Consider the following 24027-nt stretch of genomic DNA (forward strand, 5'->3'; position numbering starts at 1 on the left):
CATGACGAATCTGTTGCGCTCAGTTGACAACAGCCACAAAGGGCTGCAATTGCTATTGGGAGATTTTTACAAGGATTTCAGCAGCGCGGCGATCAACATCGAAATGCTGCATAAACAAAACCGTTTTGAAGAGCTGAGCGGCTACTCAAAAAAGCTGAAAACCATTCTGGTCTTGCTTTGTGATGATGATTTACCACCCAAGATGGCAAAGCTAGAGCATTTAAGTAAGCACCACTTTCCCGCACCTAATGAATTGATTGAGGACATCAAAACTGAGCTCAACAACGTGAACAAACAAATAAGCCAGCTGTTAGATATCGAGAACTCTATCGATGACAGCACTGATGATGAATAACCGAGGTGGATCATGAGTAACAAGCAGATCGAGCACCACCTCAGAAAAGCACTCGTTTCCAACAACGAGTCTTCGAAGGTGACCGCAGACGATACGATCGTGCTAGCCAGTGCGATGACCAGCGTACACAAAACATTGCTGGTTATCTTTTTGCTTTCAATGGTGGCGATCGCAGTGGCGTCTCAAGCTCGTATCGACATTGTGGTGTCGGTGCGCGGTGAGCTATTGCTGGAATCTGACGTAGAAAAAGTGCAACACCTTGAAGGCGGTATTCTCGAAGAAATGTTAGTGCGCAAAGGCGAAGTGGTTTACGAAGGTCAACCCATTGCGCGAATTCGTTCTTTGGATAGAAACACTCAACTCGATACGGTGAACACAGAAATCATTCAGCTCGAGTTAGACAAACTCCGTTATGAAAGCCTGCGCGATATGGTAGAGCCCGATTTCTCTGCCTACATCGAAAAATACCCAGAACTGGTTCAGGTAAATATGAATACCTGGCAACAAGAGTTTTCCAAAAACCGCTCTAATGAAGAGTTGATCACCCACGATATCAATCATAAGAACTCGTTGATTGATTCTATGCTTAAGCGCCGCAAAAGCTCAGAGAACCAGCTTTCTTTGATTCGCAAACAGCTCAATATCAAGAACACCTTGTACAAAGAAGAAATGGCGTCTTATGTCGATGTTCTGAATATGCAGGTTCAAGAGTCAAACATGGTGCGTGAGATTGAAAACCTCGATGAGTCGGTCATGAATGAGCGATTTCAACTGGACAAACTAGAGAAGCAGTACCGAGACTTGGTGGAAAACCGCAACTCCGAATACCAAGCACAAATTATTCAAGCGAAGAAAGACCTCAAGCTAAAACGCATTCTTCGTCCTCAACACTCAGACAAAGTGGATCGCCTCGTAGTCTACGCCCCTATTGACGGCGTGGTCGATAAAGTGCACTTCAACTTCCGCTCTGCCGTAATACCTCCGGGTGAAAGTATCGCGGACATTGCGCCGATAAATAACTCCCTTCATGGTGAAGCAAAGATTCCACGTAAAGACATGGGCTTTGTTGAAATCGGACAGGCAGTCAAAGTGAAGATGGACACCTACAACTTTGCCAAATATGGATTTTTGGAAGGTCGAATTGCCTCGATCAGCCGTTCGTCCTATGAAGAAGAGGACGCTGAATTCTACCTCGCTGAAATCCAAATCAGCCAAAACTATCTAGAGCGCGGAGGCACACAATACAAACTGTCCCCTTATATGGAGTTTACCGCCGACGTGAAAACAGGGTCACGTCGGGTTATCGAATACGCTGCGAAGCCGGTTATGTCGGCTATCGAAGACGCGTTCGATGAGAGGTAATGGATGAGTAACAAACCTTCCTACAACATTTCCGTTCCTGTTATGCGCCTAAGCATTGCTTTCAGCTTGGTGCTGGCTGCCCTCGCCTTCTATTTGTATTTGTCTTGGGAAAAAGTGGATTCAGTGGAGCAGGTGCAAAACGCGCCTCTATTGGTTCAAGCTCAACAACTCAACCAAACCATCGAACTGGATATCCAAACGCTTCAACGCTGTTTATCGGCACGTTATTGCAGTACAACAGAGCTTGATTTTAAGGTTCTGAAAAATGAAATTGATCAGTTTAAGTCGCTCGCATCACTCAACAAAACCGAGTTTAGCTTGGTGGGCGCGACCGAATATACGCAGCTTGAACTGGCGATTAATCGCTTCTCGGACAGCTCAAAAACACGTGACGATGTGTTGGCACTGTATCTCCCGCTCACCAATAACTACCTACAAATGGACGACAACTATCGCACCATGTTTAACAACCATGCGAGCGACCTCATGATGGAGAAAAACGAGTTCTTCATTTGGCTATTTATGGTCGTTGTTGTGTTGGTTGGTATCGCTGTCCTATCGAATTTGGTGGCAATCCTTAAACTGAAAAAATCCAGTTCAAATGAGCGAGACATTGACCAAGAATTCGATGGGCTGTATCAAGAGCTCAAACAATTGGATTTACAAAGGCTGGAAGAGTTGCTCAATGAAGTGAGCATCAATCCGAAGCAGCGTCAGATCTACTCTCACTTAAAACTGATTTTCAGCAAACTCGAAGAGCAAAAACGCAATAACGATCTCTACAAACAGCTCTATGCTCTGATTGGTTACGAGATTCGTGGCATCACCAACACCATTAACGGCGGCGTGCAATATCTCGTACAAGAGACCGATGAGAGCGGCGTGTTGATGGCGCAAGATATAACCTCGGCTGCCAATACCTTGTCTGAATTGGCAGAGAACTACAATCGACTCATTTCACAAGGGACCGAGAGCAAATCGAAAGAGTTTTCACTGCTGAATGTGCTGTCTGAATTGATGATTCACATCAGCTCCAAAGTGCAGCGAAATGAAGGTGAGCTAGACTGCTTTATCTCAGATAACTTACCAAACCGTGTTGAAGGACAGTCCACCAGCTTATTCTGGGTGTTGTTCCTTCAGCTATCGAATGCCATCCAACTCAAAGCCGATAAGAAACTGTTTGTCACTATTGAATCGGGAGCTGCGTCAGACATTGAAAACACTCGCCTGACCATCAATCTAAACTTCTTAACCACACTGGATGTGCCGTTTGCCAAGCTCAATACCCTACACTGGAGCGACCATAAACAGCACACTGCAACCAAAGACGATCTGGCGAAAAGCGTGTTGAAAGATTATGGCTATTACGAGAGCCATTGGTATCAATCGGGCAATCAGGAACGTTTTCAAATTCAGCTCGATTTGAAAGCCAAAAGCTTCCACACCGAGAAAACTCGCTTCGACAATAAACGTTTGTTGCTATGTGCCAACTCTCAGCTGCGCATTGATGTAATGAACAAAATGTTGGTCAACTTAGGATTAGAGATCACACCAATTCGCACCCCGAACGAGCTCTTCTCTGCTGCAAAAACCTTTGGCGAATACGATGCCATTATGCTGACCGACACGTTCGAGCCAAACAAGCTGCCCTCACTAAGCAAAACGGTGAAATCGCAACTGCGCAATCACCCGAATACTAAATTGCTACTTTCAGTTACTAGCACTCAGCAAGCACAAGAGAGCCATACCTTTGTCGACAAGATTCTGAACTCTCCTGCGATTCCGTATGAGTTCATCCCCAATCTGTTAGCAATCATGGAAGCGGAAGCCTCTGAAGATCAGATGGAGAACAGCTCATTCCTGATTGTGGAAGATGACCGTGTTCAACAGATTCTACTCAAACGTATTTTGAGCAAGCAAGAATACGAAGCCGATACCGTTGGCGATGGCGCAGACGCCGTTCAGCACTTCATGAACCAGCGCTCGGACATCATTTTTATGGACTGCATCATGCCGGGCATGGGTGGTATTGAGGCAACCAAACGCATTCGACAATACGAACAAGAGAGCGGACAAAACCCTTGCACCATTATAGGTGCGACAGCATTGACCAGCAGTAATGAACACCAAGCTTGTATCGAAGCTGGAATGGATTACGTGATCAGCAAACCTTATAAAAACGACGAAATCATCAAGGTGATCAACAAGTATGTGGCGGTACAGAAACTTAACTAGCTGCGTGTTGGCAGCACTTACATTGAGCAATGCTCCTTCGGCAATGGCGACCACCTTGCTTGAGGCGGTCAAACTCGGCTTGGAAAACAACTTATCTCTGCGCGCTAGTGACAAAGGCGTGGAAGAAAACGAATACAACATCGACATTAGCCGCTCTAAGTTCCTGCCCTCTTTAAACGGTGCCGCTGATACCACATGGAATGAAAATGAGACCATATTAACTGGAACACCGGATACGCGTTCTAGCTACAACTCAAACAGCTACAGCGTGTCTTTATCGCAATCGGTGTTTAACCTTGGCGACATCTTCAAATACGGCACCGCGAAGCTTGATTTCAACATTGAAGAAATCAAACACGAGAACAAAATCCAGAGCACCATTTCTGAAATCGCGACGCAATATTTCGAGTACCTGAAAAATAACGCGCAAATCAAAGCCACCAAAGTCGAGCTTAAATCGTCTGAAACACGTGAACGCCAAATGCGTCGTAACGTGGAACTTGGCAACACTGCGGCGAGCGAGTTGTATGAGGTAATTGCTCAGAAAGAAGGCATTGCCAATCGCTTAAGAACCTTAGAGAAAGACCGACGCGTGATTTTGAACGGTTTAGAGATTCAAGTTCAGTACCCAGTCACCCCATCGCAGGACATCTACGAAAGCGTACCCTTAGCAGAAATCAGCGAATCCGAACAACGCGCAATTCTTGAACAAGCGTTGAAGCTCAATAACGACTTATTGGTTGCGAAGAAGACCGTAGAACGCAGCCGAAGAGGCTTGAAAGAAAGCGGTTCAAACTTTGTGCCGACCGTATCGCTCTCTGCCAGTTACCGTTACGACGATGCGAACAACTATGACCGAACCGACCCAACCGCAACAGGGGACAGTAATTCCACCAGCGTCGGTTTGAACTTGAATGTGCCGATTTTCTCCGGCGGTTCGGATTATTACGGTTATCAAAAATCTTCAACTGCTATCGAGCGAACGGAGCTACTTTACCAAGATTCGTTGTTCACGACGCGCAATAGCGTTAACACCTCGGTACTCAACATTAATGACTTCTCCCGAGCTATTAGCAGTTACGAGAACATCATCCGAGCTAACTACGCCTCCTACAAAGGCATTCAGCGCGCTTACCAGCTTGGTACGCGAACCATTACCGACTTACTGGCAGCAGAAAGTAAACTGTTTAGCGCGCTACGTGATTACGAGAGCGCGCGTTATGACTACATCATTGAATCGATCAATCTTGAGCAAATCAAAGGCATGCTGTCGGTGCAGTCCATCGAAAGCATCATGCAATTGATGAGCGATATCGAAGGCAGAAGCAATCAAGACTTAGTTCCAAAACACCTTCTCTCCAAACCATCGATTAAGAAAGGAGGTCGCAATGCAAACTGAGCATTTTTCCCAAAAAATTAACTTTGCTGACAAGTGTTACCTGACTTTCTCAACGGTCATCTCGACGCTGTTTGGTTTAGTGCTGCCCTTTTCGATACTGATTATTTTTGACCGTGTTTTACCTAACCAAGCTAAAGACACGCTGTTTCTTCTGTTTGCCATTATCTTGATCACCATCTTCCTCGATTATCACTTAAAGAATCAGGAAGAGAAGATCTCGTCGGTGATCATGAAGCAGTTCGAAACCAACCTAACCAACAAGGTGTTTCAAGCCATCTGTTTGGCTGAGATATCGAAGTTTCGTCGTCTAGAACCTGGTGAATACCTAGAACGTATTGCCACCATTCCTGAGATTAAATCCTTCTTTGGCGGAGAATCTGTACGGGCATTGATCAACCTTGCCGTCAGCATACTGACCATTCTGATTATCGGTCTGATCAACATCTGGGCAGGGGTGACCATCTTGCTTGCCTCCATCGTCTTGGCGGTGTTCGCACTCAGTCTTTCCAAGCAAAAAATCAATAGCCTAGAAAACAAATCCGACATCGAAGGCTTAACCACCTCAAAAATCATCGAGATCATCTCTAGCCCACTCGATATCAAAGCGCGCAATATGGAATATCGCGTTGAGAGCTTGATGACACAAATGGTGGAAGAGCGTGAAGTCGAGAACATCAAATACGAGCAAATCGAATCAAACTTCAGCCTTATCTTGTCGCTCATACAACAGCTCTCCATTGCTTGTGTGGTGGTAGTTTTAGCAACGGCAGTTATCAACATGCAATCTAGCCAAGGCATCATGGCAGCCATCATCATGCTTACCAACCGCTACTTCGCCCCATACCAACAAGTGATGCGCACGGTGAGCCGCTGGAAGTTGAACAAGCTTCATATTCAACGTATCGCCGAGCTGCTTGAGCTTGCTGCATCTGTAGAACAACAAAATGACACGACAGAAGTCGAGCGTATATCGGTGAAGTATTCAGAAAAGCAACGCATCGAGTTTGAACGCGGTCAGGCTTACTTGCTTACAGGGAAAAGCGGCGCAGGCAAAACCCACCTCGCCAATTGCATTACGCGGCAAAACACCGACAGTAAGCTCGATATCCAAATCAACGAGACTCCACTTGATGACGTTAACTACAACGTCTGGCGTAATAGCGTGCTCATGGTCGACAAAACCAGCTCGTTCGTCGAAGGGACCATCATCGACAACTTGACTTGTTTCCGCCCGAGCTTAAACAACACCGCATTTGCGCTTTGCGAAACCATGAACATCAAAGCACAAATTGATGCCCTTCCCGCGGGTTTTTACACCGAGCTTAAAGGACATTTACGCAACCCATTTTCGCGCCAAGTCGCTTATGCCTTGTTGTTGGTGCGTGCCTTACTCGCGAACAAACGTGTGTTGATCTTCGACGATATCGACTGTGTTTATGATGACGACTTTGCTCGATTGGTTTTGACCAGTACCGCCTATCGCGCCAACGACAAAATCCTCATCATCGTCAGCAACAAGATGGACAAGCTCAATCATCGCCTCAAACGCGTCAAACTTACCGGAGGTGACCAATGAGTATTTTGGTTGATTTTAATAATGTCCCTCAGCGCTTGTTGGACTTTGAGGCTCGCAGTTATGACGAGCGATACAATCAGTCACCTTTGATTCGTGGTTTAGCTTACACCCTCATTGCGCTTGAATGGGAAGGCACGCCTTCTATCCTCAGTGACGCTTTTATCCCTAAACCAAAAGACAGCGACAGTTTTATCGCCACCATTGAACGCCTTGGTTACCGTTGTGACGTCACCAAATTAAAAACTTTGGAGCACATCGAGGGACACCCTCATCCTTGTTTTATCGAGATAGAAAACCTCACTGCGATTTTCTTGGGCACCAAAGACGGCAAACTGATCCTGTTTGATTACACCAATAACAACACCATTGAATACCCGCTCTGCAAAAAGCCATGTTTGTTGGTCTCGATCAGCGAATACTCCCGCTTGTTCCGAGAGCCGCCACCAGAATCTCAAGACCGCAGTAACTGGATTAAATACGCGTTTTATCGCTACAACAATGAACTCAAAAGCCTGATTATCCTCAGCTTCGTGATCAGTATCTTGGGCGCACTCCAACCCTTCTTTATCATGAGTGTGTACAACTTCGCCTTGACGTCTAGCTCGCAAGCCACGCTCTATTGGCTCACGTTGTTTGCGGTGATTGTTGGATTCTCGGAATACTTTTTTAAGAAAATGCGGGTCAACATCATTGCCACGTCAGGTAAGGACTTGGCGGTACACATTTCTCAAGCGGTTATATCCAAGCTGCTATGGCTCCCGTATGCGATGACATCCACCGCTGGCGTGTCTTCTCAGTTGGCGCGTTTAAAAGACATCGACACATTCCGCCGATTGGTAACGGCAGAGTCGACCTTGAGCTACTTCGACATGCCGTTTGTTATCGTGTTCATTGTCGCGATTGCCATCATGTCAGGAACCGCTGCACTGGTCGTCATGGCGGGTTTGATTCTGATGTTGGTGTTCTGTGTTTATTCTCGTTACATCTATTCACAAGCCACGTCTAAGAGCTCACGCGCTAACGCCATGGTTTCTTACCAATGGAATGAGATTCTTCGCGGCATCAAAACCATCCAAGGCTTACCACTGTTGCGCGTTATTCAATCTCGCTTCAGTGCTTCACACATGCAAAGCACCAACGACGCAGAGAACGTAGCCGTCACCAACAGCAAGGTTCAAGCCGCAGGTGGCAGTTTGATTCAGGTGATTGGTACCGCAAGTATCGTGACCGCGGTTATCGGTGTAATGGATGGCACGTCTGACGCTGGCGCCATGCTTGCAACTGTAATTTTAGTCTGGAAGGCGTTAGGTCCGATAATGGGTATCTACAACTCCATTTCCAAATACCAATCCATTAAGGCGTCCTCTGCGCAAATCAACAACCTTATGGCAATGAATGACGACAAGCTAACGTTAGAGAAAAGCCCCCCTATTCGCCTGTTCCAAGGCAGCATTGTCGGCAGCGGTGTAAGCCATCGCTACACTGGCGCGGCAACAGGCTTAACCAATCTCGGGTTTAAAATTGCCCCAGGGGCGAAAGTGGTGATTTGTGGACCGACTGGTTGCGGCAAAACTACGCTAATCTCCATTCTTGCGGGTTTAGAGGATAGATACCAAGGCGCAGTGTCGGTAGACGGCTACAACATCAAACAGTTCAACAGTTATCGCTACCGAACCTCGATTAACTACATCCCGTTTAATTTGCATATTTTTGAAGGCTCTCTGGAGACTAACTTCATCTTGCATAATGGACTCATCCCTACAGAAAAGATGCAAGAGATGGTGAGCTTTTTCGAACTCGATGCGTGGTTGCCAGAAGGATTGAACACTCAGCTAAGCGTAGATAAATGCAAGAACTTACCTAACGGTATTCAACAGAAATTGCGCCTCGCGCTGGGGCTTGGAAGCTGTGAACAATCACTGATCATCATTGATGAACCATTTAATGGCGCTGAGCAAGAAAATGCTCAGTACTTCAACCGCTTGTTCACCGATAAATTGCTAAACAAAACCGTGGTGTTCTCTACCAATGATCCGGGGTTGATCGCCACTTCGAACATGAGTTTGGTATTAGAGCCAGACGGCAACTTGAAATATTTTGGCTTAACAGACAAATACTTAAACAGTTTGAGTTAATACTGTGGCGCTTATTCACAATTAACTTTTTAATCAGACAGATACAATTGACAAAGATATAAACCAGAGAGATGATTCGACCGAGATTTAGAGGTATTTAGGATTCAGATGTATACATTTGTTGCTGACAAATTGGATGTGGTTTATTTATCAGCGATACCGGAAAACCACGCATTACAGGACTTTGATGTGCCTGAAGAAGAACTCGAAATCCGCGAGATTGTCGAGGTGTGGTACGAGTGTGCATTTTTGCCTGATTTCAATCTCGAGCAAATCGACATCGCAAACAAAGCGGAGCTAGTGGCAACACAAAATCAAGTGGTGAATAACTATACGAGCACCCTCGCTTTCTTACTCAAGAGTCGTGTGTATCGAGCTGCCCTTAACCGCATGTTGAGCATCTGGACACTCGAACCCTCCGCAAAAGCGCAACTTGAATTACTGCTTTTTGCCGAAGAACAAGCAAAGACCAACTGAGCAACACGCAGATAGAAAAAAGCCAGCAATGACGCTGGCTTTTTAGAAGCTATTTATCGGTGTTTATACCAATCACAGTAAGTAGGTGATCAAAATTAGCGCAGGAAAAACGCTTGAGAACAAGGCTAAAATTTTCGATAAGTAGTTATTCTACAATTAAAATTTTAAACGACGTTATCGAGCGTTTTAACCAGCTAGATTGATCACTTATTTGCTACGATTGGTATTAAACCCATCCATCAAACTGAAGACGTTTTTGTATTCGCTCTACCGCCTCTTTCTGCATTTGTCTCACGCGTTCGTTGGAGATATTCAGTAAGTCCCCAACTTCAGCTAGTGTTTTCACATTATGCTCAAACAAGCCAAAGCGATGAATTAACACTTGCTGCAACTTCACAGGCAATGTGTTGACGACGTGCTCCAGTGCTTGAGTAAAGCAATGGTCTTCGCAATCTTGCTGTGGATCTGTTGTGTATTCGCTTTCGCACTGTTCGAGCACAAATGGCGCATGATTAAGGTCGACAGTTGTTGAAACATCGATAAAGCCACTCAACGCGACTAACTCATCAACACGCTCTACCTTTACGCCAGAACAATGGGACAACTCTGAAATGGAGATGTCTTTGCGCATGGTTTTGCTCGCATCGTGCTTTTTCGACGCAAGGCTATTTATCTCTTTACATACGTGGGCAGGTAAACGCACCGTGCGACCGTTATTCATTAAAGCCGCTTCAATGTTTTCGCGAATCCACCACACTGCGTAAGTTGAAAAGCGATAACCTGGCTCAGGATCATACTTGTCGATGGCTTTGATCAAGCCGATGTTGCCCTCTTCAATTAGGTCAAGCAACGTGAAATTGTTACCAGTACGTTTTAAGTAGCTTTTTGCAATTTTCACCACCAAACGTAAGTTAGACTCAATCATGACCTCGCGCGCTTCTTTATCACCCGCACGATTAAGCTTGGCGTAATGCAGTTCATCTTCTCGAGAGAGTAAATCAATCCCCACGATGTCTTTTAGGTAATGTGCATAAGGATCTTTACCTGCAGAAAGCGTTTCTTTCATTGGCATCTCATCCGTGACACCTCGGGACCTAGCAAAACACTCGTTGTTCATTTCCCCGTCCTTATCAGCCAACTTTACTGGTGTAGCTCTTTGGCTACTTTTCTCCGCGGCTCAATCAATATGCCACCCAACGAATAACATTCGTTTTACGTTGAGTGTAGACAAGGCTTTTTAGCTTTACCAAGAAATTGCATTTAATTTCATATTAACCCTGCACTCAACTGTCAAAGCGTGAGCGGGTTGGGATTTATGGAGCAACATTCAGTATCGTATTTACATCAGAGTTGATAGAAGAGTTTCACTTACTAACATTTAAATAAATTCACTTTTAAAACATATACTTAAAAACTATATTTAATGTTAGCAAACAACAACGTCGCAGGTGCTTCGCCAAACAAACTGCCACTGCTACCGTTAAAGCTTTGGATTACCGTGAGCAACTGCCAGTCATTAGCGAGGGAGTAGTTACTCGATATCCCAAGGAAATAGGAATGATCATCGTAGTAACTGGTTGAGAGCGTGACACGGTTTAGAGGCGTTAAGTCAAAGCTCACATCGGCGTACCATGTATTTCGTGTAAAGCTCAACGTTTTTGCATCGAGAGGAAGATTCAAATACGCCAATGCGCTTGATGCATCTTGAGGTTCAGAGATAAATAACCACGCTGCACGCCCCATCCAGCTGCGTTTACCGCCAAAGCTGTAATCCGATTCAATACTGGCAACTGTGGTCTTTTTAGTCGGTTCACCCTCAAATTCTGGATCAATGGGATCAATGGGATCAAACCACGTGAGCTCTCCACGAAAACCCGCATCAAACACATCCGTTGCAAAACCAGCGCCGAGTACGTAATCCATCCGAGCTCGCCCTGTAATAAACTGATAATCCCATCCCGATTGATTGGCGAAGTAACGCAGTGAGGTACTGTCCTGCCCTGACTGACGAGCTGGTGAAAACACCAAATCTACCCCATCGGCAAAACCTAATTTTCTGCTCAACATGACCGCATCCGTGCCTGCCCGCTCTTCATAGTCAAAATCGTAAATCGAATACGCATTATAGATATCGTTTGGATTCCATATCGTATTCATCGACCAATTGATACGAAAGCGCCCTAGTTGCGCTCCCCAGTCATCTTGCTGCCAAGTGAGATATAGACGATCAAGCTGACTGTTAATGACCACATCATCTTCATGCCAGTTTTTGCTCAAATCCATGTAACCAGAATCCAACGCAACCAAATCGGCATAGCCAGGAAAGTCGGTAGAATCGCCCCAAAGTGCTCTATTTCGTAGCCCAACATTCACACGCCAGCTAGAGGAAAAACGGTATTCAAAGTTAAGTCGATTGTGTATCAGGTTATCGAACGTATTATCAGTGCCATCAGGAATACTGTAGGTTGCCATGTATTTGATGTAACCATCCAAATCCCATGACTTATGAGGCTCTAATCCGGGAACAGCAGACAAGGCAGAACCAGCCTGAAGACTAAGCAATGAAAGGCTTAACACCTTAATAAACACTGTATTTATTTTTGTTCTGGGCAAACCAGTATTGAATGAGAGAGCTTTAGTGCAAGTCGCAGACAAATGGGAAACAGCTCTATGCATGCGACCTCTCTGCGCGATTATCGATATTGCTGAAATCACGCGCCAAACGACCGTCTTCAAATACGATAATGCGGTGTGCACGTTTTATCACCCGCGGATCGTGGGTCGAGAAGATAAACGTCGTTCCCTCTTGTTCGCTAAGTTGCTCCATAATGTCGAGCAACTCCGTGGTGCTTTTGGCGTCTAGGTTGGCAGTAGGTTCGTCCGCCATGACAAAACGAGGCTTTGGCGCTAAAGCACGGGCAACCGCAACACGTTGTTGCTGCCCACCAGACATTTTGCCAGGCACCTTATTCATCTGTTCCGCCAATCCCACTTGCTCAAGTAAGGACGTCGCACGTTCACGGCACTCTCGCTCGGTTTTACCTTGCAGCTGCATGACGAATTCCACATTCTCAAGCGCGGTTAACACAGGTAACAAACTGTAGTCTTGGAAGATGAAGCCTATATTATCGCGACGATAGGCAATCAGTTCTTTTTCTGACATCGATGAAATCATGCAACCATCGATTTCCACCTTGCCAGAGCTTGGGGCATCAATACCGCCGATCATGTTCAACAACGTCGTTTTGCCCGAACCAGATGGTCCCATGATCGCAACAAATTCACCCTGCTTAATCTCTAAGTCTACCGACTGCACTGCGTGCACAGGGTAATCACCATCGGCGTTGTAAATCTTAGTTAGGTTTTCTAGTTTGATGGTCATTAGCTTTTCTCCGCCATGGCATCCACAGGTCGATGCTTCAAAATTTGTCGTGCGGGATACAAGGCTGCGATAAGGCTGGCAACAAAAATTGCGACAATGATCATTTGATATTCCGCTATTGATACCCGTGGATAAAGCAAGGTATCCACGCCATAAGCCCCTAGCCCTTCCGCCATACCAGCCAGTGACAATCCGGTAATACTCAGCACCTTGAGCATAATCGCACTCCCGAGCAATCCAAGCGCACAACCGCTTAATCCGAGGAACAAGGTTTCGAAAACGATCAACAAGCGTATCTTGTGTTTTTGCATGCCTACAGCCATTAACACACCGAACTCTCGCGTACGCTCAAACACCGACATCAGCATGATATTGATGATGCCAAGAGTCATCGCCAGCACAAACACCACCAGCATCACCTGGTTGGAAACATCCATTGTGCTCGTCATGGTCGAGAGCAAAGGTTGGATCTCCTGCCAAGGTCTCACACTGAGCAAGTCTTTACTTTCCGGCGGCAAAATAGAGTGAGTGAACGCCAGTAACTGCTTGAGCTCAGCATCGTTATTAGAAGTAAGAAGTATCGCAATTTCGTGTGTACCACTCAGCCCCGCTACCTTTTCAAGATCCACTTTTCGGACGTAAACATTCCCATCATCAAATCCTGTCGATGGTGTTTTGAATATACCTCGAACACGAAATGCCGCACCGGCGACCTCCCCATTCACATCAGACAGAGTAAGTACAACTTTGGAGCCGACACGTAGCTTTAATCGCTCAGCTATCTTGCTCGATACTAAAATCGGACTTCTAGCTTCTTCGCTCAGCCATTCTCCGTCGACAATGTGTTGTGAGAGTGGCGTGATGTTTTGCTCTTGATCGATATTAACGCCATTGATGCGAATACCTCGTGTACTGCGCGCCGACGCTATCATGCCATCTGCTAGAAATCGCTCAGAGATGGCTTTCACTTCTCGGTTACTCACCAGTACTTTGCTAATCTCATTCGCATCGGGAATCACATCTTTTAGCTCAGGATTGACCAAATAGGACTTTTGCTGGATCTGCAAATGACTGGTTTGCCAAGAGATGGCGTTCTTAATCATGCTATCGACCAAGCCATTCATGAATCCCATCATGGCAACCACGCCCATCAAGCCAAATACCATAGCTCCGAGCATGATTGAGGTTCTCAACTTGTTGCGCCACAAGTTACGCCAAGCCAACTTAACCAGCATGAGCACCTCCTTTTAACCCTGCCGCAATGGGCATTCGAAGCATGCGAACCATTGGGTAAAGCAAACACAACAAAAGAATAAACAGCACGACGGTGATTTGATTGAGCAGTAAGTGTGGGTCGAGCGAAACGGGCACAATAGGCTCAAAACCACTTTCCCGCATGAGCTTGGCAGCATCGCCGGTAATTTCGATTGGATTAAAGTAGAAATACCCCAACACAGGAGCACTCACGATAAGCCCAATAAGGATGCCAATGACGGACATAAACAGAGACTCTATCGTAAGCAGAAATACGAGTTTGGAGCGCAACATTCCGGTTGCCAGCATGACAGCGAACTCACGCTGACGTTCTAATGTCGTCATTAAGATAGTCGCAAACAAGCCAAAACCAACAATGCCGTAGAGAATGTAAATCAAGAAAATACCGCCCGCTTTATCCAAGGCGATTTGCTGAGCCATTTCTGGCGACAACTCTTTCCAATCTTTCACGGCGACATTTTTGCCATGCTCGGCTTTAAGTTGTTCAACGGTATCAGGTAAGTCTCTTAGACTCTCCGTATTTAAAACCCATGCGGTGACTTGGTCATCCAATGAATACAGGCTTTGCGCGGTATCGAGCGGCATGTACACCAACTGAGAATCAAGCTGCTGCAAAGGAAAATGAAGAATGCCCGAGATTTGATACAAACCTGCCGCGGTCTGTCCTCGATAACCGGCACCATATAGCACCAGTTCATCGCCAACCTTGAGTTGCAAATAATTCGCCAAACCACCACCAACTAGCACTGATTTTTGCCCTGATTGGATGTAGCTTCCCTCAATCAATTTGTCGCTGATATTGGAGTATTGATCTTCAGCTTCAGGCTCAACGCCTAGTACCATCACACCCTTTGAGCGTTCATCTTTTGCGGCTAAAGCAAAAGACTCTACCCGAGGTAATACCACATCAATATTGGGATTGTTTTTCGCCGCCGAAATGAAGGTGTTGGTTTGCGGCAAGACATCATCAATGCTGGAAGAGTCACCAAACTCGGGGTTTTGCAGTTGAATCAGACCCGTATAAAACTTTGCGGCATTTTTGATATTGGACGTATAACTGCCTTCTTGAAACGCTCGCGTAATAAGCGAAAGAAACAGCACCAATGCCAACGCAGACGCCGTCAGTAGTGTCCTGCGCTTTTGTCGCCAGAGGTTTCGCCAAGCCAGTTTCACAAGCATTGATTCGCTTCCTTCCGTTGATATTTGATTATCCGTTTCTTCTTTTAGCCGTTCATTTATCCAAACTTAGTCTCGCAGCGATTTCATCTGTTGCTGAGAGAAAAAACTGTCATCAATATCAAAATCAAACTGTGCTTGGTGAGTAATGAGTACGGTTTTGTTGTCTGGCTTATCAAGCGGCTGCATTTCCATTCTGGTCGCTAATTTTCTCCCGCCGAGCTCTTTCACGTCATAAGTCGTCATCACGTTCACTCGCTCATCAAACTCATCGTAGAATTCCACTTTGCGCTGCAGATAGGTCGACTTGGAAATCCACAACGTTACTTTGCTCCAAACTACAGGAGCATCGGGCTTCGCAACAGCATCTATCACCCAAACCTTGTCGCCATCAAACGTATCCTCGCCTTTTAATTCATGTTGATAATCGACCACGATAGAAGACTGGTTGATTAAGTCATCATTGGTGAAGTCTGAGCCCATCCACGATTGGCTCAACATAGATGGCGCAATTTTGATGACGCGTTCAATACTCGGCACCCAATTCCACATTTCTCTTTGTCGTTTTAGAGAAGCGCTGCCCTTATCTTTGGCTGGCGCCGTAACCAACACCAAAGACAACGCTGTCCCTTTTGTCCAACTCTTCATTGTCATCGACCGAGTCCAATCAGGACGAATGATCTCCATTGTAGATTCGGTATAACTGGAATCGCCACGCATTGCTTGATCTGACTTTTGCACGATATCAAAAGCACTTTCAGCCACAGCAGTAAATGAAATGGACCAACACAGTAGAGATAACCAAGCAGTACGCATAACCGTCCTCGACACTGAAATCCAACACTATTCGCGTCAGAAATGACAATAAAAACAGGGAGTTCAAATCAGTATAGCAAGGAGAGGATGAAGGTCAGCGAGAGCACGCTCAAAGTTTTACTGAGCTTTACGAAGTAATGGTTCCACTTTGTTTCTGTTGATGATTTGGAACACAGCGCGATTCTTCCCGTTTGCCTTGCCATGGTACATAAGTTGATCAGTATCTTGCAGGCTTGGTTGTTCATCAAATTTTGGATAATACGCGCACCCTAAACTGATACTCACACTAATCGTTTGTCCATCTAAGGTCACTGGTGCGCAATTTACTTGGGTGCAAATTGTACGAGCAAGAACTTCTGCTTCCTCTGCAGAGAGCGAAGCCGTTACTAAGGCAAACTCTTCACCACCAATGCGCGCTAAAGTCATTCTTTCATCGATGACAGATCTTGCTGTATTCGCGACAGCAACAATAGCTTGATCCCCAACCAAATGTCCAAATTGATCATTGATGGATTTAAAGTCATCAATATCAAACACCATTACGGTCAGGTTTCTTTTTACTGTACTTAACGTCGCTAACCTTTCTATCAAGTGACGTCGGTTATAAAGTTTAGTGAGAGGATCTGTAAGTGTGAGTTCAAAAAGTTGTTGGTTCACCAAAGTAAGCTGCCGAGTACGCAAAGCAACCGTACGCTTAAGTGAAAAAATATGGAACATGGCAGCAATAATCAGCGCAAAAACAGCGAGTGGAGCAAGATACGCTGGATAGACAGTTTTAATATGAATCCAACGACTGAGGATCCGGTCCTTATTTGCCTCCATGACTATCTCAAAATTCCTCGATACCTCTTCAATCGACTTTGCACTGCCGTCACCCGTCGCGATTCTTAAATCTTTGCTGTAAAGATGCAATGCGGGTAAGAAAGTCACCGAGTCAGGTGTTGTTGCCATGTAGAAATTGGATACCTGGGTATCAGCGACAAACAGAAAAATTTGCTTACTCGTAACCGCTTTTAGCAACGCATCATTATTCGAAAACAACCGTATTGCCGCGTTCGGGTAGTGTTTACGAACGAAAGTCTCTTCGTATCCTCCTTTCACCAAACCAACTTCCATTGCCGATTCACCTTTCAGCACCGATTCCACGTCAATTCCTAACAGGTCACTGTTTACATAAAGTTGAGTATCGATAGGCATAATCACTGTGCCAAAGTTCAGATACTGGCTGCGCTCTGCAGAAAATATCAATCCAGCATGAATATCTGCTCGTCCCTCTTTTACTGCTAGTAAAGATTCTTCCCAGTCAAGCAAAAGAAATTTCACATGAACATCATTTCGAACGGAGTACTCGCGCCAGAAGTCAATTAAGATGCCTTGAGGCTCACCATCTGGCGTAAGGTATGAGAAGGGTTTCCATGCTTTTGAATTAGCAACAACCAAGGTACCTTGCTTAGTTTCGTGCCCATAGACTGCGCTGGAATGGAACGCAACAATAAGCAGCAGAAACATGCCAAATATTGTGTTTTTCCAACCATTAGTACTATAACGCATGAAGGTCATACCTACTTCTCACTAACCTACCCTAAAGGGCTATCTAAGACTTAAATAGAACTAAAGGTATAGCAGAGGTTCTTTCTTTAGGTAGCAACTCTTATTGATATGAATCTAAATTAGTACCTTTACACTGAAAAATGGCACTTTTACATTAGATTATTTTATAGAATCATCACGAATTGTTATGAATTTAATATGAATAAAAGTTCGAAACTCCGGGTTTCTCTGGGTTGAGCCTTTTAGCGACATGAGTAACACCTGACACAGTCCACAAAATCACACAAAAAAGTTAATGATTATTCGCTCGACAAGAATCACTTTGTTAACTTACGCGCAATTTTTTTGTGACCCGAAATTTTCGCTTTCGCCATGCCTTCTCAATATAGAATTAACAAAATCGTCGAAATTGGCGATACGCTGCATCGTAGTGGCTGTGCGCCTTACAAAGTAGAGAAATACACTCAGCACTACGCGCAAAAACATGGCGTGGATGTGATGATTCAAGCCACGCCAACCGCGATCAATTATCAATTTCCAGATGATAACAATGCAGTGGTACTCAAGCGCTTGAAACCAGCTTCAATCAACTTAAGTTTGCTAGCTAACACCATCATTCGAATCAACCAACCGAGTAGCGAACCCGTCCCAGAGCCTGCTGGATATCCTTCATGGGTTATTGCATTGGCGAATATGGGCATTCCACCCGCGTACTTGATGCTGGTCGGCAGTACTTTAGAAGCGGTCGGCTTTGCTTTTATTCTTGGTTTTATGGTCTGGGGATGCCAGCAAGTTTGCCGAGCGAGACGTGCAATTGCAGTTGAGTTCATTGCAGCTTTGTTCACAGGTATTATTGTTGCGTACCTGTCCAGCACTGGACTGCCGATCCCTGTTTGGGCGCTATGTATCGCAACGATTGTCTTATTTGTACCCGGACTCTCCATCGCTAACTCCCTTGAATGTCTCGCGTTTAATGATTTGGTATCAGGGACCAGTTTATTGGGGCAATGCGCTCTCACGCTGATCAAGTTGTTTGTTGGCATTACCATGGGGCTCAATATCGGTGAAGCCATTTGGGGACAAGCGCAATCCATCGCCTACACCAATGAAATCCCGATTTGGATGCACATTAGCGGACTATTCTTAATTTCCGCCAGCCTTGGAGTGATCTTTAACGCTCGCCCTATCGACATTCTGCTTGGCTTACCCGTTGCAATGCTGGGCATGTGGGGACCTTTTTATCTTGGTTTCGAAAGTGGCTGGGTTGTGGGGACTTGGGTAACTACAGTTCTGATTACATTATACGGAACTTGGATTGCGAAAAAGATGGAACTGACTGGCTCTATCTACATTGTTCAAGGCATCATCATTTTGGTTCCAGGTAGCCGCGTCTTAGTAAGCGCAAGCCAATCCGTGTTTGAACAATCTATTTTACCCATTCCAAGTATTGGTCTGTCTGCGCTGTTTATGTTCTCTGCTATCGTTGCGGGGCAAATCACGGCTTACTCAATTTACTCTCCAAAAATAGAACGCTAAAACCCCCTCTCGCCATCACCTTCAGATAAGAAAAAAGCCCTATTCAAAATCCACTTTAGTGAGAACTTTGAATAGGGCTCTTTGCCTCTATGTTTTGCTTTCCGATTGAAGCTGCCTTTGCCTTTTTTGGCTTTCACAACCCGCGTTCTAAACAGTTGACTAGTGACGACAGCTTTAAGTGCGTTGTCTTTGATTTCCCCTCTGCCAAACTCGGTATCTTGATTCAATTCATTTGGCTGAGGATTAGATTTGTTCTTTACCATACTTCCTCCTTAATGGTCGAACCAGATTGGACAATAATTAGGGAAAATAGTCAAATTTGTATAATAAAATTCATTTTATTCTCCAAAAACTTCACAACAACGTCATTTATTTGAAAATTCATCAAAAATACACCGTATAAAAAGTGACTAGATACAAATATTTGCCCTTGATGGGTCGATATATGTTGACTATACCCGTAATTAACCTAGACTCGAACACGGCTAGAAAGAAAGTTCTTTGTTTTCACATTTCGTTGGATTACTCGTAACTCCCCCGTCCTGTGGTACGCAATAGCAATTTATTTTTCCACGCTATAAGCGCCGATTAGGCGAAGATTTACATAAAATTAGATATTTAGGAAATAGACATGTCTAACAAAGCTACTGGTACAGTTAAGTGGTTCAACGAAACTAAAGGCTTCGGTTTCATCCAACAAGAAAACGGTCCTGACGTTTTCGCTCACTTCTCTGCAATCCAAGGTGACGGCTTCCGTACGCTTGTTGAAGGTCAGAAAGTAGAATTCGAAATCACTCAAGGTCAAAAAGGTCCACAAGCTGAGAAAATCACTCTAGTTTAATCCTTTAAGATTTTGATATGGTAGCCAGCTTTTAGCTGGCTATTTTTTTGCCCTTCATTTATCGATACTTCCTATGGCTCTAAAACCAACAATTTACAAGTTTCGTATCGCAATCTCTGATATGAACAACGATTACTACGATTCAAAAAATCTTACTATCGCCCTTCACCCTTCTGAAAAGCCACAGCGCATGTTGGCTCGTATTTTCGCCTACTGCTTGAATGCACAAGATGATCTTGAGTTCACTAAGGGTCTATCTACAACAGAAGAACCAGATTTGTGGCGTGTAGAGGACGACCAATCTATCACTCACTGGATTGAGATTGGCGAACCAGAACCAGATCGCATCAAGAAAGCGACCCGTTTGGCTAAGAAAGTAAAAGTCTATACCTACAACACCAAAGCCTCCGTTTGGTGGGATAAGATGGCGGGCAAATTTGGCATGCTTCCAGTGGATGTGGCAAGCCTTGACTACAATGCTATCGACTTGATTTCACAACACCTTGACCGTGGCACTAGCCTATCTGTTATGATTACCGGCACCTCTATTTTCGTTGATATTAACGAACAACACGTCGAAGTGACGGTGAAGGAATTGCAAAGTAATGACGCCTCTTAATGAACTGATCCAAGAAATGGGGTTCAAAAACATTCCCTTCGTTAATGAGCATAAGGCTGCAAGGCGACGTTGGACAAAAGAACAAGCCCCATTGTTCATTAGAGTATGTGAAAACAAGCCTGACACAGCCCCTGCGCTGCATATGCTTGGGCTTTTGACTAAATCTCACATCGAAGCCAGCGCCCTGTATGAACAACATGCCACCTCCACTCACCACATGCAGCAAGTGTTGAACGACACGCTTGGTGAAGAGCACGCGGAAAAATTCACCAATCAGTCGGCCGAAGACTTAGTACTGGTGACGCATTTATGGCTATACACCCAAGGCTATCTAAATATGGATTTTAGCCTTGCTCATGACCATGCAGAACAAACGCAAAATATCCTGCAACATGAGTTAGTGATTAAGCGCATGGATTTGGATGCTTTTCGTACCGATTTAATGCAGAGTTTCTATCTTGGTAAAGAAGCTAACCCAGTAAAAGCAAGCGGGCTATTTGGTTGGGTAAAACGTCTGTTTTCCTCATAAAATACATGGTTTTGTCAAAACCAAACACCTGATAGACTACGCCCTTTCATGCAACGGCTTTCTACGCTCAACGACTTCGTTACGTAAGTTCGTTGCATGACATACAAGGACACTCATCCACTGAACATCAAGGGATCATTATGAAGTTTATCCGTTGGATTTTGGGAAAAATCATTCTACTTCTCAATGCAGTATTCTCTCCCCGTGGCGTTAAACGTTCGGCAGAAGCACAGAAAAGCGTTGATGATAAAGCCAAAAACTACGCACTGTACCAATTTGAAGCTTGTCCTTTCTGCGTAAAAGTTCGACGTGCTTTGAAACGTCAATCCGTGAATATTGAATTACGTGATGCGAAAAACGACCCAGTACATCGCGAAGCACTTGAACAAGGTGGCGGTCGTGTAAAAGTACCTTGTCTGCGTATTGAAAAAGATGGCGAGACGCAATGGCTTTACGAGTCTTCAGACATCGTCGCTTACATTGAAAAAGAATTTGCCTAGTTCCCCCTAAGAACATTGGCGGATGCAAAAGAGGCACCATACGGTGCCTCTTTTCTTTTATCTCAATTCAATGATATGGGCGCTTACTGATCGACAATCAGCATCAGTTCCACTCGACGATTACATGCCTTACCGCTTGCTGTGGTATTACTGCACTGCGGCACATATTCGCCAAAGCCACGAGAGAACACTCTTTGACGAGGCAAGCTGGTTGCAAGTAGCTGCTTTTCTACCTCACGAGCACGCTTTTCCGATAACGAATCATTAAAACTCTCTGCGCCTGTACTGTCTGTATGACCGTCTATCACCACATCAACATCAGTACGCCCGGCAAGATAATGTCCAAGATTGCGGATCCAGTCTTGAGATTGCGATGATAATCTCGCAGAGCCCGTTTGGAAATGCACTTGTTCTTTCAAACGCACCATAAGGTGGTCGCCACTGATGGTTTCATGGGCGATATGATGTCTATTTAAAAACATCTCCAGTGACGTCACGCCCTGTGACTTTTTTCCAGCTGTACTCGGAGTCTGAGCAACATAACGTGGAGTTGACACGTAAGATTTCGCGTAACCCCACTCTGGATGTCTTAGCTCTGAGTTAGTTCTCGGGGCAGTATCGAGAATATTACCGCCCGGAACCATATCTGAATTAATACTCGTGCACCCGGCTAATAGACCGCATGCCACTAAAAACCAATGCTTCATACCGTTACCAACGTAGAATGAATTCCTGTTCACTGTGTCGGCTTAAATCGCCCAAACTTTAGTGCCTATTACCATATTTTCTTCAATACACAAGCACAGTTCATGCCAACGATTTAAGTTGGGCATTCATTTTTATCAAACATTATTTGGTAGATAAGAGAGCAAAGAAAATCTCGTTAACTAAACTGTCGCTTAATGGCGTTTCACTTCACGAATTTTCAATAGCTGAGCGCACTAAACACAACGTCATTGCCATGTTTTGTCTAAACTTTCTTCGATTGTCTCACTTTAGTGTAACAAGCCGTATTAATGGTTTTCGTCGATACCGTTAACCGATAAACTAGCACCAATTTTACTATTTAGAGCCTTACCCATGTTCAAAACCATTTCTAAAGGCGCTGCACTTTTTGCCGCAGTTTTTGCCCTAACAGCTTGTGACAACGGCAATAGTCAGCCACAACAAGGCAAGCAATACGAAGTTCTGCCAGTTTCTCTTGCTGAATACAACTTAGCACCAGTAACTGAAGCGTTTTCTCTCACCTGTGGTCATTGTCGTACGATGGAACAGTTCGTTCCTCAAATTGAATCGTTGACAGAACAGAAAGTTGAGAAGATGCACGTTACCTTTAACGAAAGTGCGCAAATCAGCGCGATCATTTTCTATACAGCGGCAATGCAAGTTAACGGCACTCCGGACAAAGCGTTTATGGAAGAACTGTTTGCTGCCGTTCAAATGAGTGCAGATGCAACAGCCGATGAGCGCCAAGCAGCGGTAGAGAAAGCTTTTGAGTCTCGTAACCTAGTAAGCCCTTACCAGCTAGAAGACGCACAACAAGCGAAACTGTTTGAATATATTACTAAAGCAGAAGAGATCACGACTCGTGGTCAAATCAACTCAGTTCCTGCCTTCATCGTAAATGGTAAATACCAAGTAATCACTGGTGGCCACGAGACCGTTGAAGCAATGGCTGACACTATCAACTACCTGCTAAAACAACCAAAATAAGACAAGGAGCTACTGTGTCTAAATTTCTGTTTCCTCTTATTATTTTCGTCCTAGCGGCATTCTTTATCTACCGTACTTGGACAAACCACAAAGCGGCAGACGAAAACTTTGCAAAAGGGCAAGAGTTCCTGCTAGAAAACAGCAAGAAAGAAGGTGTGATTACCACAGAGAGTGGTCTGCAATACCTTGTTCTTGAGAAAGGAACGGGCGACGTTCATCCAACTGCAACTAGCAAAGTGAAAGTTCACTACCATGGCACGCTTATCGATGGTACGGTTTTCGATAGTTCAGTAGAACGTGGTGAGCCGATCACATTCGGTCTAAATCAGGTGATTAAAGGCTGGCAAGAAGGTCTGCAATACATGGTTGTAGGCGAGAAAATCCGCCTGTTCGTGCCAAGCACACTTGGTTACGGTAAAAACGGTACTGGCCCTATCCCACCAGCAAGTGTACTGATCTTTGATGTGGAGCTATTGGACATCCAATAATCCTCAGCAAGAACAAAAAAACGCCGCATCAATTGCGGCGTTTTTATTCGTCTCAACTTACT

General features: G+C 44.9%; 23 protein-coding genes. 14 read left to right on the plus strand and 9 right to left on the minus strand.

Translation table 11 applies throughout. The features are described from left to right. Nucleotide 1 precedes the first annotated feature (1 nt). From VHA02S_RS06090 to VHA02S_RS06120, 7 genes are all read left to right on the plus strand, one after another. Nucleotides 2-355 (plus strand): hypothetical protein, encoded by a 354-nt coding sequence (locus VHA02S_RS06090; protein ID WP_009704724.1) that lies wholly within the window; start codon nt 2-4, stop codon nt 353-355. A gap of 12 nt (nt 356-367) precedes the next feature. Next, the gene (locus tag VHA02S_RS06095; RefSeq protein WP_009704725.1) at nt 368-1717 is read left to right on the plus strand and encodes an HlyD family type I secretion periplasmic adaptor subunit; all 1350 of its coding nucleotides are present in this window, start codon (nt 368-370) and stop codon (nt 1715-1717) included. A gap of 3 nt (nt 1718-1720) precedes the next feature. Then, nucleotides 1721-3952 (plus strand): ATP-binding response regulator, encoded by a 2232-nt coding sequence (locus VHA02S_RS06100; protein WP_038898223.1) that lies wholly within the window; start codon nt 1721-1723, stop codon nt 3950-3952. After that, entirely contained in the window at nt 3927-5351 is a 1425-nt protein-coding gene (locus VHA02S_RS06105; protein WP_017821589.1) for a TolC family protein, read from the plus strand. Before VHA02S_RS06100 ends, VHA02S_RS06105 begins: the two co-directional genes overlap by 26 nt. Continuing rightward, nucleotides 5341-6927, plus strand: a complete 1587-nt coding sequence (locus VHA02S_RS06110) for an ATP-binding cassette domain-containing protein (protein WP_038898222.1) — start codon at nt 5341-5343, stop codon at nt 6925-6927. The genes VHA02S_RS06105 and VHA02S_RS06110 overlap by 11 nt, the downstream gene beginning before the upstream one ends. Then, nucleotides 6924-9062: an ATP-binding cassette domain-containing protein gene (locus VHA02S_RS06115; protein ID WP_038898221.1), complete on the plus strand. Its 2139-nt coding sequence runs from the start codon at nt 6924-6926 to the stop codon at nt 9060-9062. Before VHA02S_RS06110 ends, VHA02S_RS06115 begins: the two co-directional genes overlap by 4 nt. A 108-nt stretch (nt 9063-9170) precedes the next feature. Continuing rightward, nucleotides 9171-9539, plus strand: a complete 369-nt coding sequence (locus VHA02S_RS06120) for a hypothetical protein (RefSeq protein WP_038899004.1) — start codon at nt 9171-9173, stop codon at nt 9537-9539. A gap of 226 nt (nt 9540-9765) precedes the next feature. Here the strand turns inward: VHA02S_RS06120 and VHA02S_RS06125 are convergent, their stop codons facing one another. From VHA02S_RS06125 to VHA02S_RS06155, 7 genes are all read right to left on the minus strand, one after another. Continuing rightward, nucleotides 9766-10656 (minus strand): sigma-70 family RNA polymerase sigma factor, encoded by an 891-nt coding sequence (locus VHA02S_RS06125; RefSeq protein ID WP_038899003.1) that lies wholly within the window; start codon nt 10654-10656, stop codon nt 9766-9768. Between the two features lie 290 nt (nt 10657-10946). Beyond that, nucleotides 10947-12215 (minus strand): hypothetical protein, encoded by a 1269-nt coding sequence (locus tag VHA02S_RS06130; protein WP_038899002.1) that lies wholly within the window; start codon nt 12213-12215, stop codon nt 10947-10949. Next, the gene (locus VHA02S_RS06135) at nt 12208-12921 is read right to left on the minus strand and encodes an ABC transporter ATP-binding protein (RefSeq protein ID WP_038899001.1); all 714 of its coding nucleotides are present in this window, start codon (nt 12919-12921) and stop codon (nt 12208-12210) included. The genes VHA02S_RS06130 and VHA02S_RS06135 overlap by 8 nt, the downstream gene beginning before the upstream one ends. Next, the gene (locus VHA02S_RS06140; RefSeq protein ID WP_038899000.1) at nt 12921-14156 is read right to left on the minus strand and encodes an ABC transporter permease; all 1236 of its coding nucleotides are present in this window, start codon (nt 14154-14156) and stop codon (nt 12921-12923) included. Before VHA02S_RS06140 ends, VHA02S_RS06135 begins: the two co-directional genes overlap by 1 nt. Beyond that, nucleotides 14146-15375: an ABC transporter permease gene (locus VHA02S_RS06145; protein WP_038898999.1), complete on the minus strand. Its 1230-nt coding sequence runs from the start codon at nt 15373-15375 to the stop codon at nt 14146-14148. Before VHA02S_RS06145 ends, VHA02S_RS06140 begins: the two co-directional genes overlap by 11 nt. 66 nt (nt 15376-15441) lie before the next feature. Next, nucleotides 15442-16188, minus strand: a complete 747-nt coding sequence (locus tag VHA02S_RS06150; RefSeq protein WP_038898998.1) for an outer membrane lipoprotein-sorting protein — start codon at nt 16186-16188, stop codon at nt 15442-15444. Nucleotides 16189-16305: 117 nt separating this feature from the next. Next, the gene (locus tag VHA02S_RS06155) at nt 16306-17748 is read right to left on the minus strand and encodes a transporter substrate-binding domain-containing diguanylate cyclase (RefSeq protein WP_038898997.1); all 1443 of its coding nucleotides are present in this window, start codon (nt 17746-17748) and stop codon (nt 16306-16308) included. Between the two features lie 363 nt (nt 17749-18111). On the opposite strand from VHA02S_RS06155, the gene VHA02S_RS06160 reads away from it, so the two are divergent. Beyond that, nucleotides 18112-19275 carry a threonine/serine exporter family protein gene (locus tag VHA02S_RS06160; RefSeq protein ID WP_005453681.1) on the plus strand — a complete coding sequence of 388 codons (1164 nt, stop codon included), beginning with the start codon at nt 18112-18114 and terminating at the stop codon, nt 19273-19275. Here the strand turns inward: VHA02S_RS06160 and VHA02S_RS06165 are convergent. Beyond that, nucleotides 19272-19538: an alternative ribosome-rescue factor A gene (locus VHA02S_RS06165; protein WP_005453679.1), complete on the minus strand. Its 267-nt coding sequence runs from the start codon at nt 19536-19538 to the stop codon at nt 19272-19274. The genes VHA02S_RS06160 and VHA02S_RS06165 overlap by 4 nt on opposite strands. Before the next feature lie 368 nt (nt 19539-19906). Between VHA02S_RS06165 and VHA02S_RS06170 the strand changes: the two genes are divergently transcribed. The 4 genes from VHA02S_RS06170 to VHA02S_RS06185 all read left to right on the plus strand — a co-directional run bounded on the left by VHA02S_RS06170 (nt 19907) and on the right by VHA02S_RS06185 (nt 21764). Next, nucleotides 19907-20116, plus strand: coding sequence for a cold-shock protein (locus tag VHA02S_RS06170; protein WP_005433440.1), 210 nt, complete (start codon nt 19907-19909; stop codon nt 20114-20116). 73 nt (nt 20117-20189) lie between these two features. After that, nucleotides 20190-20735 carry a YaeQ family protein gene (locus VHA02S_RS06175; protein ID WP_038898995.1) on the plus strand — a complete coding sequence of 182 codons (546 nt, stop codon included), beginning with the start codon at nt 20190-20192 and terminating at the stop codon, nt 20733-20735. Beyond that, nucleotides 20722-21264 (plus strand): hypothetical protein, encoded by a 543-nt coding sequence (locus VHA02S_RS06180; protein ID WP_029790218.1) that lies wholly within the window; start codon nt 20722-20724, stop codon nt 21262-21264. The genes VHA02S_RS06175 and VHA02S_RS06180 overlap by 14 nt, the downstream gene beginning before the upstream one ends. A gap of 140 nt (nt 21265-21404) precedes the next feature. Continuing rightward, entirely contained in the window at nt 21405-21764 is a 360-nt protein-coding gene (locus VHA02S_RS06185; protein ID WP_009696209.1) for a glutaredoxin family protein, read from the plus strand. Nucleotides 21765-21847: 83 nt separating this feature from the next. Here the strand turns inward: VHA02S_RS06185 and VHA02S_RS06190 are convergent, their stop codons facing one another. Continuing rightward, nucleotides 21848-22471 (minus strand): OmpA family protein, encoded by a 624-nt coding sequence (locus VHA02S_RS06190; RefSeq protein WP_017188748.1) that lies wholly within the window; start codon nt 22469-22471, stop codon nt 21848-21850. Between the two features lie 373 nt (nt 22472-22844). Between VHA02S_RS06190 and VHA02S_RS06195 the strand changes: the two genes are divergently transcribed. After that, the gene (locus VHA02S_RS06195; protein ID WP_038898994.1) at nt 22845-23477 is read left to right on the plus strand and encodes a thiol:disulfide interchange protein DsbA/DsbL; all 633 of its coding nucleotides are present in this window, start codon (nt 22845-22847) and stop codon (nt 23475-23477) included. Between the two features lie 14 nt (nt 23478-23491). After that, the gene (gene bamJ / locus VHA02S_RS06200) at nt 23492-23965 is read left to right on the plus strand and encodes a BamJ family beta-barrel-assembly machinery protein (protein ID WP_005453668.1); all 474 of its coding nucleotides are present in this window, start codon (nt 23492-23494) and stop codon (nt 23963-23965) included. Nucleotides 23966-24027: the final 62 nt, after the last annotated feature.

The sequence above is a fragment of the Vibrio harveyi NBRC 15634 = ATCC 14126 = KCTC 12724 genome, assembly GCF_001591145.1.
GTDB lineage: Bacteria > Pseudomonadota > Gammaproteobacteria > Enterobacterales > Vibrionaceae > Vibrio > Vibrio harveyi.

Coding starts and splice junctions, on each gene's coding strand:
- VHA02S_RS06090 (WP_009704724.1), top strand. CDS start 2: ATGACGAATCTGTTGCGCTCAGTTGACAACAGCCACAAAGGGCTGCAA.
- VHA02S_RS06095 (WP_009704725.1), top strand. CDS start 368: ATGAGTAACAAGCAGATCGAGCACCACCTCAGAAAAGCACTCGTTTCC.
- VHA02S_RS06100 (WP_038898223.1), top strand. CDS start 1,721: ATGAGTAACAAACCTTCCTACAACATTTCCGTTCCTGTTATGCGCCTA.
- VHA02S_RS06105 (WP_017821589.1), top strand. CDS start 3,927: ATGTGGCGGTACAGAAACTTAACTAGCTGCGTGTTGGCAGCACTTACA.
- VHA02S_RS06110 (WP_038898222.1), top strand. CDS start 5,341: ATGCAAACTGAGCATTTTTCCCAAAAAATTAACTTTGCTGACAAGTGT.
- VHA02S_RS06115 (WP_038898221.1), top strand. CDS start 6,924: ATGAGTATTTTGGTTGATTTTAATAATGTCCCTCAGCGCTTGTTGGAC.
- VHA02S_RS06120 (WP_038899004.1), top strand. CDS start 9,171: ATGTATACATTTGTTGCTGACAAATTGGATGTGGTTTATTTATCAGCG.
- VHA02S_RS06125 (WP_038899003.1), bottom strand. CDS start 10,656: ATGAACAACGAGTGTTTTGCTAGGTCCCGAGGTGTCACGGATGAGATG.
- VHA02S_RS06130 (WP_038899002.1), bottom strand. CDS start 12,215: ATGCATAGAGCTGTTTCCCATTTGTCTGCGACTTGCACTAAAGCTCTC.
- VHA02S_RS06135 (WP_038899001.1), bottom strand. CDS start 12,921: ATGACCATCAAACTAGAAAACCTAACTAAGATTTACAACGCCGATGGT.
- VHA02S_RS06140 (WP_038899000.1), bottom strand. CDS start 14,156: ATGCTGGTTAAGTTGGCTTGGCGTAACTTGTGGCGCAACAAGTTGAGA.
- VHA02S_RS06145 (WP_038898999.1), bottom strand. CDS start 15,375: ATGCTTGTGAAACTGGCTTGGCGAAACCTCTGGCGACAAAAGCGCAGG.
- VHA02S_RS06150 (WP_038898998.1), bottom strand. CDS start 16,188: ATGCGTACTGCTTGGTTATCTCTACTGTGTTGGTCCATTTCATTTACT.
- VHA02S_RS06155 (WP_038898997.1), bottom strand. CDS start 17,748: ATGACCTTCATGCGTTATAGTACTAATGGTTGGAAAAACACAATATTT.
- VHA02S_RS06160 (WP_005453681.1), top strand. CDS start 18,112: ATGCCTTCTCAATATAGAATTAACAAAATCGTCGAAATTGGCGATACG.
- VHA02S_RS06165 (WP_005453679.1), bottom strand. CDS start 19,538: ATGGTAAAGAACAAATCTAATCCTCAGCCAAATGAATTGAATCAAGAT.
- VHA02S_RS06170 (WP_005433440.1), top strand. CDS start 19,907: ATGTCTAACAAAGCTACTGGTACAGTTAAGTGGTTCAACGAAACTAAA.
- VHA02S_RS06175 (WP_038898995.1), top strand. CDS start 20,190: ATGGCTCTAAAACCAACAATTTACAAGTTTCGTATCGCAATCTCTGAT.
- VHA02S_RS06180 (WP_029790218.1), top strand. CDS start 20,722: ATGACGCCTCTTAATGAACTGATCCAAGAAATGGGGTTCAAAAACATT.
- VHA02S_RS06185 (WP_009696209.1), top strand. CDS start 21,405: ATGAAGTTTATCCGTTGGATTTTGGGAAAAATCATTCTACTTCTCAAT.
- VHA02S_RS06190 (WP_017188748.1), bottom strand. CDS start 22,471: ATGAAGCATTGGTTTTTAGTGGCATGCGGTCTATTAGCCGGGTGCACG.
- VHA02S_RS06195 (WP_038898994.1), top strand. CDS start 22,845: ATGTTCAAAACCATTTCTAAAGGCGCTGCACTTTTTGCCGCAGTTTTT.